Consider the following 13914-nt stretch of genomic DNA (forward strand, 5'->3'; position numbering starts at 1 on the left):
CGAGCACATTGTTCCTAACAGTTCTAAAACCATGGTTTAATTATATTTTTCCTTTTGTGATTTTGTACTTTTTTCTATTCAATTCCTTTCAACATTTCAAATTATTAAAATTATCCAAGGGAGATCCTCGAGTTTTCCATACAAATTATATGGCTTGGTTTGGAATAAAATTATTTCTTAACCTAAGTTTTGTAATCGTTTACGTGTTGCTGAACAGGGCGCAGGCATTGAGTTTCGTACTTTTCTTTGCGTTTTGTTATGTGGTTTATACCACCTTTGAAGTAATTGCGCTATCTAAGACTTTAAGGTCGGGAAATATTAAATAAGCTAAAAAAGTTTTGTGGAGAACTTTTTTTATTAAATTTGAGGGACAAAAATCAAAGGTGGTGAATTTTTAAGCTGCCAGTTTGGTAAAAAAGTCTATTGACAATTAAAATAACAGATTGAATAGATCTGATTTTTATTTTAGACCTATTCATAGCAAGTGATGTAAGTATGAAAAACATTCATCGATTTCTACTAATCTTCTTCTTTATTGCTAGCGCGGTTCCAGCGTTTGCATCTGATGAACATGACCAACATGCTCACCACGATACTCACAAAAAGGAAAAATTTGAACCAGGAAACTTTATAATGGATCACATTGCCGATGCATATGATTGGCATATCCTTTCCTATAAAGACAAACATGTGTCTGTTCCTCTTCCTGTTATTGTGATATCTGAACAATCGGGTTTTCACATGTTCATGTCAAGTAAATTCCATCATGGTCATGATGCTTACAAAGGATTTTACATTGCACAAGAGGGTGAATTCAGAGGCAAGGTAGTTGAAAAGATTGATGGTCATGAAGTTCGACCATTCGACATTTCCATGACCAAGAATGTGGTTGCCATGCTTATTAGTATGATCTTCCTGATGTGGATTTTCATATCTGTTGCAAAAGCATATACCCGCAGAAAAGGACAAGCTCCTAAAGGGATGCAGTCTTTAATGGAGCCACTAATTTTATTTGTGCGTGATGAGATTGCAAAGCCTGCTATTGGAGAAAAGAAATACGAAAAATACATGCCATTCCTTTTAACCATTTTCTTCTTTATCTGGTTGAATAACTTAATGGGACTGGTTCCGTTGATTCCAGGTGGAGCTAACGTTACAGGTAACATTACCATTACAATGGTATTGGCAGTATTTACGTTCATCATCACAACATTTAGTGGAAATAAAAATTACTGGGTTCACATTTTTAATACACCAGGAGTACCTTGGTGGTTAAAGTTCCCTGTACCATTGATGCCACTGGTTGAGCTTATGGGTGTGTTCACAAAACCATTCGTTTTAATGGTTCGTTTGTTTGCAAACATCACGGCAGGTCACATGATTGTATTGGCATTTGTGAGCTTGATCTTCATATTCGGTGAGATCAGCCCAATGTTAGGATACGGAACGTCGGTTATCTCTGTACTGTTTGTGATCTTTATGGATATGTTGGAGCTACTTGTAGCATTGATCCAGGCATACGTATTTACGCTTCTTTCTGCGCTTTACTTTGGTATGGCTACGGAAGAACATCATTAAGAATTTTCAACTCCTTAAATGGAGCTATTTTATAGTTTTTTAATCATTAAATAAAAACACTATGATTACATTATCAATTCTTCTTCAGGCTGCAGCTAGTATGGCAGTTGCTAAAATGGGTGCTGCATTCGGAGCTGGTTTGGCTGCTATTGGTGCTGGTATCGGTATTGGTAAAATTGGTGGTTCTGCTCTTGAGAGTATTGCTCGCCAGCCAGAAGCATCTGGAGATATTCGTTCAAACATGATTGTAGCTGCTGCTCTTATTGAAGGTGCTGCTTTCTTTGCTATCATCATCTGTTTGTTGGCTATCGTATTATAATAGCATTATCCACAATTTGCCAAAAAGGGATTGCCTGAGGCAAATTGTGGTAACAATTGATTATTAAAATCCACCGTAAGGTGAAAAAAATAGAATAATATGGGCTTGGTAACACCTGAATTAGGAACTTTTATATGGATGTTTTTGGCTTTTGCCATCGTACTTTTTATCCTTAAAAAGTTTGCCTGGAAACCAATATTGAATGCCTTAAAAGAGCGTGAAGAGTCGATTGAAGACGCATTACGTTCTGCTGATCGTGCCAAAGAAGAAATGGCTGAATTGCAAGCCGACAACGAAAGAATTCTTCAGGAGGCAAGAAAAGAGCGTGAAGCAATGCTAAAAGAGGCAAAAGAAATGAGTTCTAAAATTGTGAATGAAGCAAAGCAAAAAGCTACTCAGGAAGCGGATAAGCTGGTTGAATCAGCAAGAGCGAACATTGAGAGCGAAAAATCTGCTGCATTAAACGAAATTAAAGCTCAGGTGGCTAATCTTTCTGTTGAGATTGCAGAGAAAGTTCTTCGTCAGCAATTTGCAGATGATCAGCAACAAAAAGATTACTTCAAGAAATTAATGGACGAAGTAAAGCTTAATTAGTATCCCGATAGATATCGGGAGAGTTAATGAGATAGTAATTCTCTCATCTCTTATCTAATAAAAAAAATATGAACGAAAGTAAAATCTCGGTTCGATATGCCAAAGCTCTTTTCGAATTAGGAAAAGAGAAGAATATGATCGAAACTTTTATATCAGATATTAAAGTTATTGATGATCTGATTAAAGAAAGTTCTGATTTTTGGTTGATGATTGAAAGTCCGGTGGTGAAAACTCTTCAGAAAAGGGAGACAGTGAAGCAGATATTTACTGGTAATATTGATGCAATGACATTGAATTTCCTTGATTTGGTTCTACAAAACAGAAGAGAAATCTACATCAAAGATATTTCCAGAAACTTCTTGGCTCTATGTAGAAAAGATATGGGAATATTATCGGCAACTCTTACATCAGCAGCCAAAGTTGAAGATGTAAGCAAGCAGAAAATATCTGATCTTCTTGAAAAATCTTTCAATTCCAAGATAGAATTAACAGAAGTAATCGATGAGGATATCATTGGTGGTTTTGTAATTCGAGTTGAAGATCAACAATTGGATGCTTCAGTTGCCAGTCAATTGAATCAAATCAAACGAGAATTACTAACGAACAGAATTAGCTAAAAGCTAAGCTTATTCAGAATATAAATCAGTCTAATAAGAATTAAATATGGCTAGTATTAAACCTGCAGAAGTTTCGGAAATTCTAAAGCAGCAATTAGAAGGATTAAAAACCGAAGCAGAACTGGAAGAAGTCGGAACCGTATTGCAAGTAGGTGATGGTATCGCTCGCATTTACGGATTATCGAATGTAGAATCAAATGAGTTGATCGAATTCCAAAATGGGGTATTGGGTATTGTTTTGAACTTAGAGGAAGACAATATTGGTGCAGTACTTTTGGGAGAATCACAAGGTATTAAAGAAGGTGACGTAGTAAAACGTACCAAACGTATCGCCTCTATCAATGTTGGAGAAGGCATGTTGGGACGTGTTATCAATACCATTGGTGAGCCGATCGATGGTAAAGGTGAAATTACGGGAACAACTTACGAGATGCCATTGGAACGTAAAGCTCCAGGGGTAATCTATCGTCAGCCGGTAAATGAGCCTTTGCAAACAGGTTTGAAGGCAATTGATGCGATGATTCCTATCGGACGAGGACAGCGTGAGCTAATCATTGGTGACCGTCAGACAGGTAAAACTGCGATTGCAATTGATACCATTATCAATCAGAAAGAATTTTACGACAAAGGTGAGCCTGTTTACTGTATTTATGTGGCAGTAGGACAGAAAGGTTCAACCGTTGCGAACATTGCCAGAACTCTTGAAGAAAACGGAGCTATGGCCTATACAACAATTGTATCTGCAACCGCATCAGATCCGGCTGCATTGCAATTCTACGCACCATTTGCGGGTGCATCTATTGGTGAGTTCTTCCGTGATACAGGACGTCCTGCATTGATCATTTACGATGATTTATCAAAGCAGGCAGTATCTTACCGTGAGGTATCACTATTGCTTCGTCGTCCACCGGGACGTGAGGCTTATCCAGGAGACGTATTCTATCTTCACTCAAGATTATTAGAGCGTGCCGCTAAGGTGATTAACTCTGATGAAATTGCGCGTCAGATGAATGATCTTCCTGAGAGCTTGAAGAATGCCAAGGATGAAAACGGAGAATCAATCATTAAGGGTGGTGGTTCATTAACAGCACTTCCAATTATTGAGACTCAGGCAGGTGACGTATCTGCTTATATCCCAACCAACGTAATTTCGATTACGGATGGTCAGATCTTCTTGGAATCAGACTTGTTTAATGCTGGTATTCGTCCTGCAATTAACGTAGGTATCTCGGTATCACGTGTGGGTGGTAATGCTCAGATTAAGTCGATGAAGAAGGTTGCTGGAACATTGAAGCTTGACCAGGCACAGTATCGCGAATTGGAGGCATTTGCCAAGTTTGGTTCGGATATGGATGCAGCAACTCTATCAGTACTTGATAAGGGAGCCAAAAACGTTGAGATCCTGAAGCAGGGACAATATTCTCCTGTTACAGTTGATAAGCAGGTTGCTATTTTGTATTGTGGAACTCAAGGTTTGTTAAGAAATGTTCCAACTGACAAAGTGAAAGAATTTGAGCATGATTTCCTTCAGTTTATGGAATTAAAGCATAAAGATGTGTTGGCTGAACTTGGAACCGGAAAATATACCAAGGAAGCTCAGGATACTATGCGTAAAGTAGCTGAAGAAGTAGCTGCAAAGTATAAATAATTATCAATTAACAATTATCAATTAGTAATGAACAAGGATTTATTACTAATTGTTAATTACTAATTACTAATTGAATCAAATGGCTAATTTAAAAGAAATTCGTACTCGTATTTCGTCGGTTCAGAAAACCAAACAGGTTACTGCAGCGATGAAAATGGTTTCTGCAGCTAAACTGAAAAAAGCTCAGGATGCCATTGTACAAATTCGTCCGTATGCCGATAAATTACATGAGATTCTTTCGAATCTTACAGGAAGCTTAAATCCTGATGATAATTTGTATGGTGTACAGCGAAAAGCCGACAAAATATTATTGATCGCAATTACTTCGAATAAGGGACTTTGTGGTGCTTTTAACGCAAATGTAATAAAGCAAATAAATGTTCTTACTGAGGGGATTTATGCCGATCAAAATCAAAAAGGACATGTTGATGTGCTTTGTATTGGTAAGCAGGCTAATGAAATATTAAAGAAAACTCATAAAGTAATTGGTGAGCGTAATAGCTTGTACGATGATTTGAGTTTTGAAAATGTTTCGGCATTGGCAGAATCAATCATGGCCGAATTTGTAGAAGGAAAATACGATAAGGTAGAATTGGTGTACAACCAGTTTAAAAATGCCGGAGTTCAGATTCTAACTACAGAACAATTCCTACCTGTTCAGCATGAAGAGGAGGAGAACAATGTTCAGGCGGATTACATTTTTGAGCCAAACAAAGAAGAAATTGTTCAGGATTTGATTCCTAAATCACTAAAGACTCAATTCTTTAAAGCAATGTTAGACTCGTTTGCTTCGGAGCATGGCGCTCGTATGACTGCAATGCATAAAGCAACCGATAATGCATCTGACCTGCTACAAGATTTGAACCTTACTTACAACAAGGCCCGTCAGGCTGCAATTACCAACGAAATTTTGGAGATTGTGTCTGGAGCAAATGCCTTGGCCCAATAAGACAAAAAAGTGTCTTAAAAGGGATAAAAAGACCATATTTAAAAGATTTATATTGCTGCAAAGGCTGTCCATTTGGACAGCCTTTATTGTTTGAACTAAACTATGATATTTGCACTATAAAATTTCCTGAATAGCGCGATCGATAATTTCATCATGCGATCTGTTATTCCAGTCGATTTGAACATTAATATCAGCCGGAACTCCCTTTTCCCAATCAGGACTCATGTCCAAATTAAGTGCTTGTGTAATGGAAAATCTATAGGTCCAGCCATTTGGTAACTGTCCTCCGTTAGGCATACCAAGACCACCACCAGTATAATCTCCAATCAATGTCATTTGATCAATGGCTTTTGTAGCAAGAGCAGTAAATGAACCAGCACTGTATGTAGATCGGTCAACCAAAACCATAACCTTATTTTGATATCTGATTCCTTCATGCGGAGTTAATATTGCTGGCTCGGCTTTACCAAAAGCATCATGGTCTTTTCCATTTTTTATTCTTGAATAGTACAGAGTGGTTTCTTTTTCAACAAATCGATCAAGGAGGTTGAAAATATCAGTAGCAGCACCGCCACCATTTTCTCTTAAATCCAGAATTAATCCTTTGGTATTTTTATACCTGGTTAAAATGAAATCCAACTGATCATCATCTACAGTCCCTGTAAAGGCAGGAAATCTGATATAACCAATTTGATTGTTTTCGATAAAATCATGCTGGAAAGGCCCTGTGATAAGGTAATTTCGAGGTAAATAGTTGTCTTCAATAATTCTCCAATCAAAATTGTCTTGCGACTGATATTGCACTCCAAATCGTGAAATATTAAAGTTCGACATTAGGTTGGTGTGATCATCTTTTAATTCAGAAAGCATCTCACCCAATATTTCAAACAACTGTACATCTGTGGTTTTATCGGTTATTTTGCTTTCGTATTTGATTTTAATTTCGTCCCAGTCGATATCTTTTACATCAAAATAGGAATACTTTTCATTGCATTGTTTCCAAAGGTATTCAAAGTTGGTTTTTGCATCTGTTGATTCTAAATCTTTATCCAATATAATTGATTCGCAAGAAGCTAAAAATGGGATGATTAATATTAAAAAGTATTTTCTCATGATCTATTTGGTTTTAAATAGTAAGGCAATTTTTAATTTGTAGTTTGCCATCTCGAACTTGTCAAGATTTCCTCCAGTTTTATAAGCATCAAACTCATATCCCAATCGAATGGCATTTTTGTTTTTCAGAAAAACAGTGTAGTTCAATTCTGTTCCTAATCGATATCCACTAAACATTTTGAGTTGATGATTGTCAAAAATATTTGGGTCATTAGTAATACCCGAATTGTCATTATAGATATAACCATTTCGGAAAGTGTTATTCATTAAAGCCAATTTCATCTTAAAAGACAATGCTCTCTTTTTTGGCTTCACATTAAAAAACAGAAACTTGGACCTGCTGTCATTGGAAATATCCCAAGACAATTTTCCAGCTGCAAAAAGAGTTGAAAACACCTCTATGCCAGTAGCATTATTCTGAAATGATGGGTTATTGCGAATATGAAATGAGTTACGCAATTCACCACCCACTTTCAAGTTCAATTTGTCCTGCTTCCAAATTGGATAAAGCTTTGAATACGATAAGTTGTAAATGGATACCGTTGAAGATGCAGTATGATCGTTGGTTGTATTACTTGCTTGTCCTGTTGAAATTGAAAACGACAGGTCTCTTTCTTTTCCTTCTTTCCATTTCACAAATCCCAATTCGAAATGCTTTAGCCCACCTGTATAAAATAGGGGAGATGTAGCCATATCTCTCATTTTAATGCTGTTTAACCCGGCAGCGATTTTTATAAATTTGCCTGAATCCTGATTTTGATTGCCAAAACTTCCTTGGCTATAACTTAGGTTAGCAATCAAAATTCCTGTAGAAACTAATAATATTTTTTTCATGAAATTTTATTGTGTTTTGCGCTATAACTAGCTCATTATCTTAATTTGTTTGATAAATGTTATGCTTGTCTTATGGTGAGACAAAAAGCATTTGCCCTACACGTATAGGAAAATGAAAATTATTTCACTTTTTTCCAGCTCGAGTCTATTTTCTGGAGCTCTTCTAATACTCCTTTTTGATGATCAGCACCATACATCACAATGATCTTATCATACTTTGAGTTTTGGATATGTTCTGCAACGACTTTATTGCGATGATTTAAGATGATATCCATTACAATTTTGTCGTTGTTGAAATTAAAATCTTCGTACAATGGCACTTGTAAATCGTCATTGCTAAGCAGAATTTCCCCATGTCTTTTTTCGTATTCCTGAATCAGCTTCTGAGGTGTGATATCTACATTAAAATCGAGGGAGTTAACCTGATTCATAAATTGTTCGTTCTCTTGAAAAACCACACCTTCAACCTCTATTCTTTCAATCATTAAACTGTATCCTTTTTTGGAAGGAATCATACCAACAATTTTCTTTGTTTTTCGAAGCGTAAGGGTATCTGCAGTCTCGTAATCAATCCATTCATAAAACAGGACATAACCATCTTCCTTGTATTTTTTTACCTCCTGGGCTACATTGTCGTAAAATTCCTGTTGTCCAATATGTATCATATTTATAAAGTGAACCGATTTTTTATTGGAGCTGAAATCAACAGATTCTGCTTTCGTATTCGTCATTCTTTTATGAAACTGAATGGCATCTTTAAAGCTGCATGAACTCAGGATTAGAGCGAGAACGAAGCCAACTGCTATTTGAATTGTTTGGTTCATTGTTTATATCTTTTAAAAGTTTAATTCCTTCGTTAATTGCTGAATTGTGTGTGCCTTTATCAACTGATATTACTTTGGCTTTTCTCTCTTTTAGAAATTGTACTTCTTTTTCATTTAAGCTTCCAACTTGTTCATCAGTAGTGCCAAATACATAAGTTACTTTCGATAGGTTTTTGCAGGCCTTTAATTTTGAGGTATATCTGTTATGACCCAAACCTGCAGCTAGTTTACTCATGTTTCGATCCAGAATATCTTTCTGCTTTTTAAGCTTTATTTTGAATTCATTGTTTGCCTTATGTAGGAACATGCCGTTTTTTCCCTCGCTAAAGGCATTCCACATCTCAGGATTGATATCAAGTCTTCCAACCATGATGTAATAAGCATCTGCTACATCAGTACCATATTGAGCAATTAATTCCTGGGTCATGAAAGCACCGAATGAAATTCCTAGCACATAAACCTGTTTGCCTTGTGATTTGAAATAGCTGATCACTTTATACAAGTTTGCAACACTTACTTTATCAAAACTTTTTGCCTGTTCAAAAGTGAATTCCTGATTGACGAATTCTACTGGATTTTGGGTTTGTGCTTGATGCACGTTTACATACAATTGATTTTGCAGCTCTGCATTTCGGATTACACTAATAAATTCATCTTCGAAAAGCTCATTTACAGGTCCCCCTTGTGTATTTACAATTACAATATCTGATGAAGGATTACCGTAAAACACAGCCAAATCTTTGATCTTGGCAAAATGAGTGGAATCTAATTTCTGAATGGCAGGTACCATTGTAATTTTAACACTGTCTTTGCCTAAAAAAGAGAATTCTTGTTCATTTAGCGAAATAATTTTGGAATGATTACTTTCGACGCTATCACTTGTATTAAAAACAATTTCATGAGTTTCCGGGAAGTATCTCCAGCTTTGTTTTACTTTCTGATCTGGTAAAAAACTGGTGATGCTGTCTTCTTCAAACAGCAATTTTGTCCCAAGGAACATCTCTTTCAGATATTCCTTAAAATCACTTTCATTCTTCAGTATTTTATTCTTCTGTCTTTTCTTGGATGAAGTAATAATCTCTTGGTAAACTTTTTGTGACAAATATGTGCTTGATTCAAAAGAGTATTGCCACTCTTTATTTAAAAGGTATTTAATTGAATCATCTTGGTTTTGTGATACACTATTGGATTTTACAACAGAGAGTTTCTGTGCAGATCCTTCAAATGCCATACATGCGATAAGTGCAACGATTGCTACAAATAAAATAAGTTGTCTCATTTTCTTCTCCTTTAATTTGGTTTGATAACTGCAAAGGAGATGAGAAAAAATTAGGATGTGTTCCGAAATGATGTTAGAGCACTTCGGAATTCTGAAAAGACTATTAAATTCCTAAATTCGAATTTTTAAGAAATTGTAATGGGGTGATATTCAATTCGTTTTTAAAAGCACTATAAAAAGAGCTGTTACTATTAAAACCTGCCTCAAAACCGACACCTTCCATGTTTAAGTGTTCTGAACTTTTATTTTGTAAGAGCTTTTTGGCTTCCTCAACGCGGTATCTATTGATAAATCGGTTGAAGTTTACATTGCAAATGCTATTGATACTTCCGGAAACAAGGCGAGGATGTTCACCAATCTTATCTGCAATATGAACAATGGTCAAATCGCAATTCAAGAACAATTTCTCTTCACTTAAGAGTTCTTTAATTTTCGTTACAACCTGGTTTTGTTTCTCCTTTTTATCATCTACCAATAGACCTTTTGCACTATCTTTTGGTTTGCTTGTAAGATTGCTATCAATATCAACCAGATTGATAGAAGTTTGTTGCAGTAAACCGTTGTAAGCAATCCAAAATGTAATGAACAAGCCCAATAACGATTGAAATAAATCAGCGATAAAGCCAGAAAATACAATTTCTGAAACAATGGCAAATAAAAAGGATATGATAATGGTTAAAATGGCTGTGTGTAACCATTTTAATTCTCGGTTTTCAATGGAACTGTATTGGTTTTTTATCAGTTTTGAATGCTTTCGAATCTTTCTGAAGATGAGTACTATTAAAGTTAAGCCAAAAAGAACTCCAATCAATTCGAATAAAGCATAGGCAAGCGACTCTTCAATTGCCGTTTTCATTTGAAGAGGCAAAAGGAACTTACCGATATTGAGTATAAAATCAATACCTCCCGGAATTAAGAGATAATAGCTCGATTTTTTCGTTTCTTCAATGGATACTCTCTCAACATACAAGTACAGTAGTGTAGGAAGAAGCCATAAGAAATTAAAGGACAAGATATCCAGGAAAGGATTCTTCATATAGGCGTTGAAGAAATCAAATATTTCGGATAAGGCGCTTAATCCTGAAACTACAAGAAAAATACCCAATAGTAGCAAAGAGTTTTTCTTTTTACTGTTTAAAATTAGAAGAAACAAACCCACAGAAATGGCTTGCCACATGTCAATTGTATCCAATAAAAGGATGAAAATCTTGTCCAGTTCCATATTTTAAGTTTCACTGTTTAAGCTATAAAAGTATAGTTTTGATTACTATAATCATATGTTGCAAAATACTGCTTATTTCGGTTAGATTGGATACGTGTAAGTGGTGATTTGGTTGTCGTTATTTGCTTAGTCAAGCCATTGATATTGTAACAATTCACCCAAAAGAGTAGGGAGGATTTATATACTTAGCTAGCTCATGGAATAATCCTATGAGTCATTAAGTGTTGATTTGCTAAATAAAAAGATACTGTTATTTTTGCAAATTAAGTTAATAATTAAGCTTGAGTAATATCATGATATTGGTAAGGTAAATTACCATTAATGCAATTGTTAGACTTCCCCTTTCTATCAAAACAGAGTCTTGTTTTATAAAGCAAATTGTATCCCCTAATTTTTATGTTTTTGTAAACAATTAAAGTTTACGAAATATTACTTGGGTAATAAAATCAAGATTAGATGAAACGAACATGTAAATTTTAATCTTAAAAATTACACACAAGGGTAATGATTAAAATTTCTAGTGAGTTCCATGTGTCAATTAAAAGAAAATTTAATCACATGAAAAGAGTAACAGTAGTAATGGCTTTAAGTGCATTATTTGCATTTTTTGGCTGCGACAAGGGGGATGATGGTTTAAAAACCAAGTTTGGCATTTTTACAGTAAAAGATGCAGAAACGGTTAGCATGAATGGTACAATTGATAAGAATTCGCATAAGGATTTTACCGATCTGCTAAACCAATATCAAAGTATAAAAAGAGTGGAAATTCAGGAGTGTGAAGGAGCAAGCGATACAGAAAGTTCTAGAAGATTATCATTTTTGGTTCACGGCAATAAAATCAATACTCACATTCTGGATAATGGTTCGGTAGCGGTTGAGGGAACAGACTTCTTTTTAGCCGGAAATAAAAGAACCATGGGCAAAAATGCCAAATTAGGGGTACAGTGTTGGAGTATAGAATCGCATGGAGAAATTAAACCAGCTACAAGTTTTAACTTGAATCATGCCAACCACAAGCCATACATGAATTATTATATTCAGGTAGGTTTTAGTACGCAGGAGGCCAAAGGGTTCTATTTATTTACCATTAATGCCGCCAACTACAAAGAAATCCACTGGATGACCAATAAGGAGATCGAACAATATCACATTTTGAAGTAGTGTAGAAAGCCAAACGCCCCATTCGAAAGAGTGGGGCGTGTTTTTGATTCTTTACTAAATGGAGTTCGTCCAAAGGATTTTCATTGAATGAAAAGAGTTAAAGTATTATTGCTTAATCCCAAGTAATTTTCTTTTACCTTTCCATGATCCTAGACTGATAATACTGTTACCAATTTGGTTATGAACCATAAAGTATGAAGGACAATTTGTTTCATGTCGCTCAGCAAAATAATACCTGGTATAGGAGTAGGATTGTTTACCATTTTTTGTAACCGCAATACTATTTTTGTATTTGGTTAATCCTAAATTATCAAATAACTATAGAATATTTCCTCCCTTATCATGGTATGATTTAAGATCATTCCAATCTGCTATTCGGTATGAGTCCCCAAATTCATTTTTAATTACTTGGTTCCAATTTTCGGAACCATCATGAGTATCAGAGGTTACAACAAATTCAGAATTATTCGAATGTAATAATTTCTTTAAAATCAGATCAAAAGAACTTCCGTTGTAATTATTGCAAGATGTTGATAATAAAATTAATGTAGAAATTGAAAATACTAAGAAAATTATATGATTGTAAGTTTTCATAGGATTTGTATTTTATCAAGATTTTAGATCTTCTTCAGCAGTAAATTGCCTCCTACGAGTGGAACAATTTCTACCTGCTTAGTTTTTAATAAGTAATAAATGTGATTGATAAGGTTATTTAATCCATAGTAACTTTGGGTGTCATTTAAAGTGATGTAGATATAGCTGTCTCCATCCTCATAGTTTTTCTGAACAAATAATATATATTTAGCATCAATAGGATAGGCGCGTACACCCTTAACGTGAACGGGTGGAATATTCTTTAACCCATTATCAAATAGTAGAACTATATTTTTCTTTTGGTTATGATCAATATCAACACTTGAGAAATATGGTTCCACTAAATTTTTCAAATAGATATGTATTTTATTTTGTTGCCCAAAGGAAACGGAAGTTAAAAGGATTAGAACAAATGTTAAAGATAATTTATTCATGTTTTATACCATTTCAGAGTGAGGTGTAACAGTTTTTTCTTTTAGAGTACTAGTCTCTTTAATTCTATCCACCAAAACTTTCAACTTCCCTTTTTGTATATCAACAAGCCTTTCTCCTTCTTTGGTTACATCACCATCTTTATCTAGATACTCTGTATTTTCAACTATTTCCTGAATTCTACCTTGTATCTCAAAAAATTCTTTAGCCTCCTTATTAATATCTTCAGGGTGTATGTTGATTATTTTATTCATTATTTCTCCACCATAGACTTTCATCTGTTCCAAGAGACCTAATGCGCTAAGATCAATAAGATCTCCAAAATCAAGAATTTTATGAAGAGAATACAAATATTGACTCAAAGCTTTGTTTAAATCTCCTTCAGCCTCTAGTCTTTCACCTTCTTCAACTAACTTGATAACTTCTTTTTTGTTTTTATTTAATTTTGCAGCATTAACTGCATAAACAATTGCAAGAATAATTCCGATAACGACACTTATTATTTTAAACATAGCTTGAAAAATTAGATTTGATTAATGGTATAAAGTATATATCCTGCAAAGCAGATAAACATGATAATTCGTATGATTAACCATGTACTTAATTCTCTCTTTTTAGACTTTTTACTTAGTTGATTTCTTATATTATCTGGATCGAAATAATCTTCATCGTAGTTCTCTTCGTTCCTTTTTATTTGTTCTGAAAAGTTTCCCATAGTTATAGTTTAATGTAATCTCATTACTTTGTTTA

Annotated in this window: 15 protein-coding genes; 7 read left to right on the top strand and 8 right to left on the bottom strand. The window is 34.8% G+C overall.

The window, feature by feature from the left end; genetic code table 11:
• Nucleotides 1-495: 495 nt before the first annotated feature.
• From atpB to atpG, 6 genes are all read left to right on the top strand, one after another.
• Nucleotides 496-1578, top strand: coding sequence for a F0F1 ATP synthase subunit A (atpB, locus tag DF185_RS18560; protein WP_110362426.1), 1083 nt, complete (start codon nt 496-498; stop codon nt 1576-1578).
• Nucleotides 1579-1639: 61 nt separating this feature from the next.
• A complete protein-coding gene (atpE, locus tag DF185_RS18565) occupies nt 1640-1897 on the top strand; it encodes an ATP synthase F0 subunit C (protein WP_262493474.1) in 258 nt (85 codons plus the stop codon).
• A gap of 99 nt (nt 1898-1996) precedes the next feature.
• Nucleotides 1997-2491, top strand: a complete 495-nt coding sequence (locus tag DF185_RS18570; RefSeq protein WP_110362428.1) for a F0F1 ATP synthase subunit B — start codon at nt 1997-1999, stop codon at nt 2489-2491.
• Nucleotides 2492-2559: 68 nt separating this feature from the next.
• The gene (atpH, locus tag DF185_RS18575; RefSeq protein WP_110362430.1) at nt 2560-3108 is read left to right on the top strand and encodes an ATP synthase F1 subunit delta; all 549 of its coding nucleotides are present in this window, start codon (nt 2560-2562) and stop codon (nt 3106-3108) included.
• 46 nt (nt 3109-3154) lie between these two features.
• The gene (gene atpA / locus DF185_RS18580; RefSeq protein ID WP_110362432.1) at nt 3155-4756 is read left to right on the top strand and encodes a F0F1 ATP synthase subunit alpha; all 1602 of its coding nucleotides are present in this window, start codon (nt 3155-3157) and stop codon (nt 4754-4756) included.
• 79 nt (nt 4757-4835) lie between these two features.
• Nucleotides 4836-5705, top strand: a complete 870-nt coding sequence (atpG, locus tag DF185_RS18585) for an ATP synthase F1 subunit gamma (RefSeq protein ID WP_110362434.1) — start codon at nt 4836-4838, stop codon at nt 5703-5705.
• Between the two features lie 114 nt (nt 5706-5819).
• Here the strand turns inward: atpG and DF185_RS18590 are convergent, their stop codons facing one another.
• The 5 genes from DF185_RS18590 to DF185_RS18610 form a co-directional block, all read right to left on the bottom strand.
• Nucleotides 5820-6818: a S41 family peptidase gene (locus tag DF185_RS18590; RefSeq protein ID WP_110362436.1), complete on the bottom strand. Its 999-nt coding sequence runs from the start codon at nt 6816-6818 to the stop codon at nt 5820-5822.
• Nucleotides 6819-6821: 3 nt separating this feature from the next.
• Nucleotides 6822-7652 (bottom strand): hypothetical protein, encoded by an 831-nt coding sequence (locus DF185_RS18595; protein ID WP_110362438.1) that lies wholly within the window; start codon nt 7650-7652, stop codon nt 6822-6824.
• Nucleotides 7653-7771: 119 nt separating this feature from the next.
• Nucleotides 7772-8476, bottom strand: coding sequence for a hypothetical protein (locus DF185_RS18600; RefSeq protein ID WP_133250081.1), 705 nt, complete (start codon nt 8474-8476; stop codon nt 7772-7774).
• Nucleotides 8409-9755 carry a hypothetical protein gene (locus DF185_RS18605; protein WP_133250082.1) on the bottom strand — a complete coding sequence of 449 codons (1347 nt, stop codon included), beginning with the start codon at nt 9753-9755 and terminating at the stop codon, nt 8409-8411. The genes DF185_RS18600 and DF185_RS18605 overlap by 68 nt, the downstream gene beginning before the upstream one ends.
• Nucleotides 9756-9858: 103 nt before the next feature.
• The gene (locus DF185_RS18610; RefSeq protein WP_110362444.1) at nt 9859-10977 is read right to left on the bottom strand and encodes a helix-turn-helix domain-containing protein; all 1119 of its coding nucleotides are present in this window, start codon (nt 10975-10977) and stop codon (nt 9859-9861) included.
• Between the two features lie 558 nt (nt 10978-11535).
• Between DF185_RS18610 and DF185_RS18615 the strand changes: the two genes are divergently transcribed.
• On the top strand, nt 11536-12138 hold the full coding sequence (locus DF185_RS18615; RefSeq protein ID WP_133250083.1) for a hypothetical protein: 603 nt from the start codon (nt 11536-11538) through the stop codon (nt 12136-12138).
• 617 nt (nt 12139-12755) lie between these two features.
• Here the strand turns inward: DF185_RS18615 and DF185_RS18625 are convergent.
• The 3 genes from DF185_RS18625 to DF185_RS18635 are packed head-to-tail and all read right to left on the bottom strand — an operon-like array spanning nt 12756 to nt 13879.
• Nucleotides 12756-13166, bottom strand: coding sequence for a hypothetical protein (locus DF185_RS18625; protein WP_110362450.1), 411 nt, complete (start codon nt 13164-13166; stop codon nt 12756-12758).
• A 3-nt stretch (nt 13167-13169) separates the two neighbouring features.
• Nucleotides 13170-13676, bottom strand: a complete 507-nt coding sequence (locus DF185_RS18630; RefSeq protein ID WP_110362452.1) for a hypothetical protein — start codon at nt 13674-13676, stop codon at nt 13170-13172.
• 11 nt (nt 13677-13687) lie between these two features.
• Nucleotides 13688-13879: a hypothetical protein gene (locus DF185_RS18635; RefSeq protein ID WP_110362454.1), complete on the bottom strand. Its 192-nt coding sequence runs from the start codon at nt 13877-13879 to the stop codon at nt 13688-13690.
• Nucleotides 13880-13914: the final 35 nt, after the last annotated feature.

It is taken from the genome of Marinifilum breve, from assembly GCF_003202155.1.
GTDB classification, from domain to species: Bacteria; Bacteroidota; Bacteroidia; order Bacteroidales; family Marinifilaceae; genus Marinifilum; species Marinifilum breve.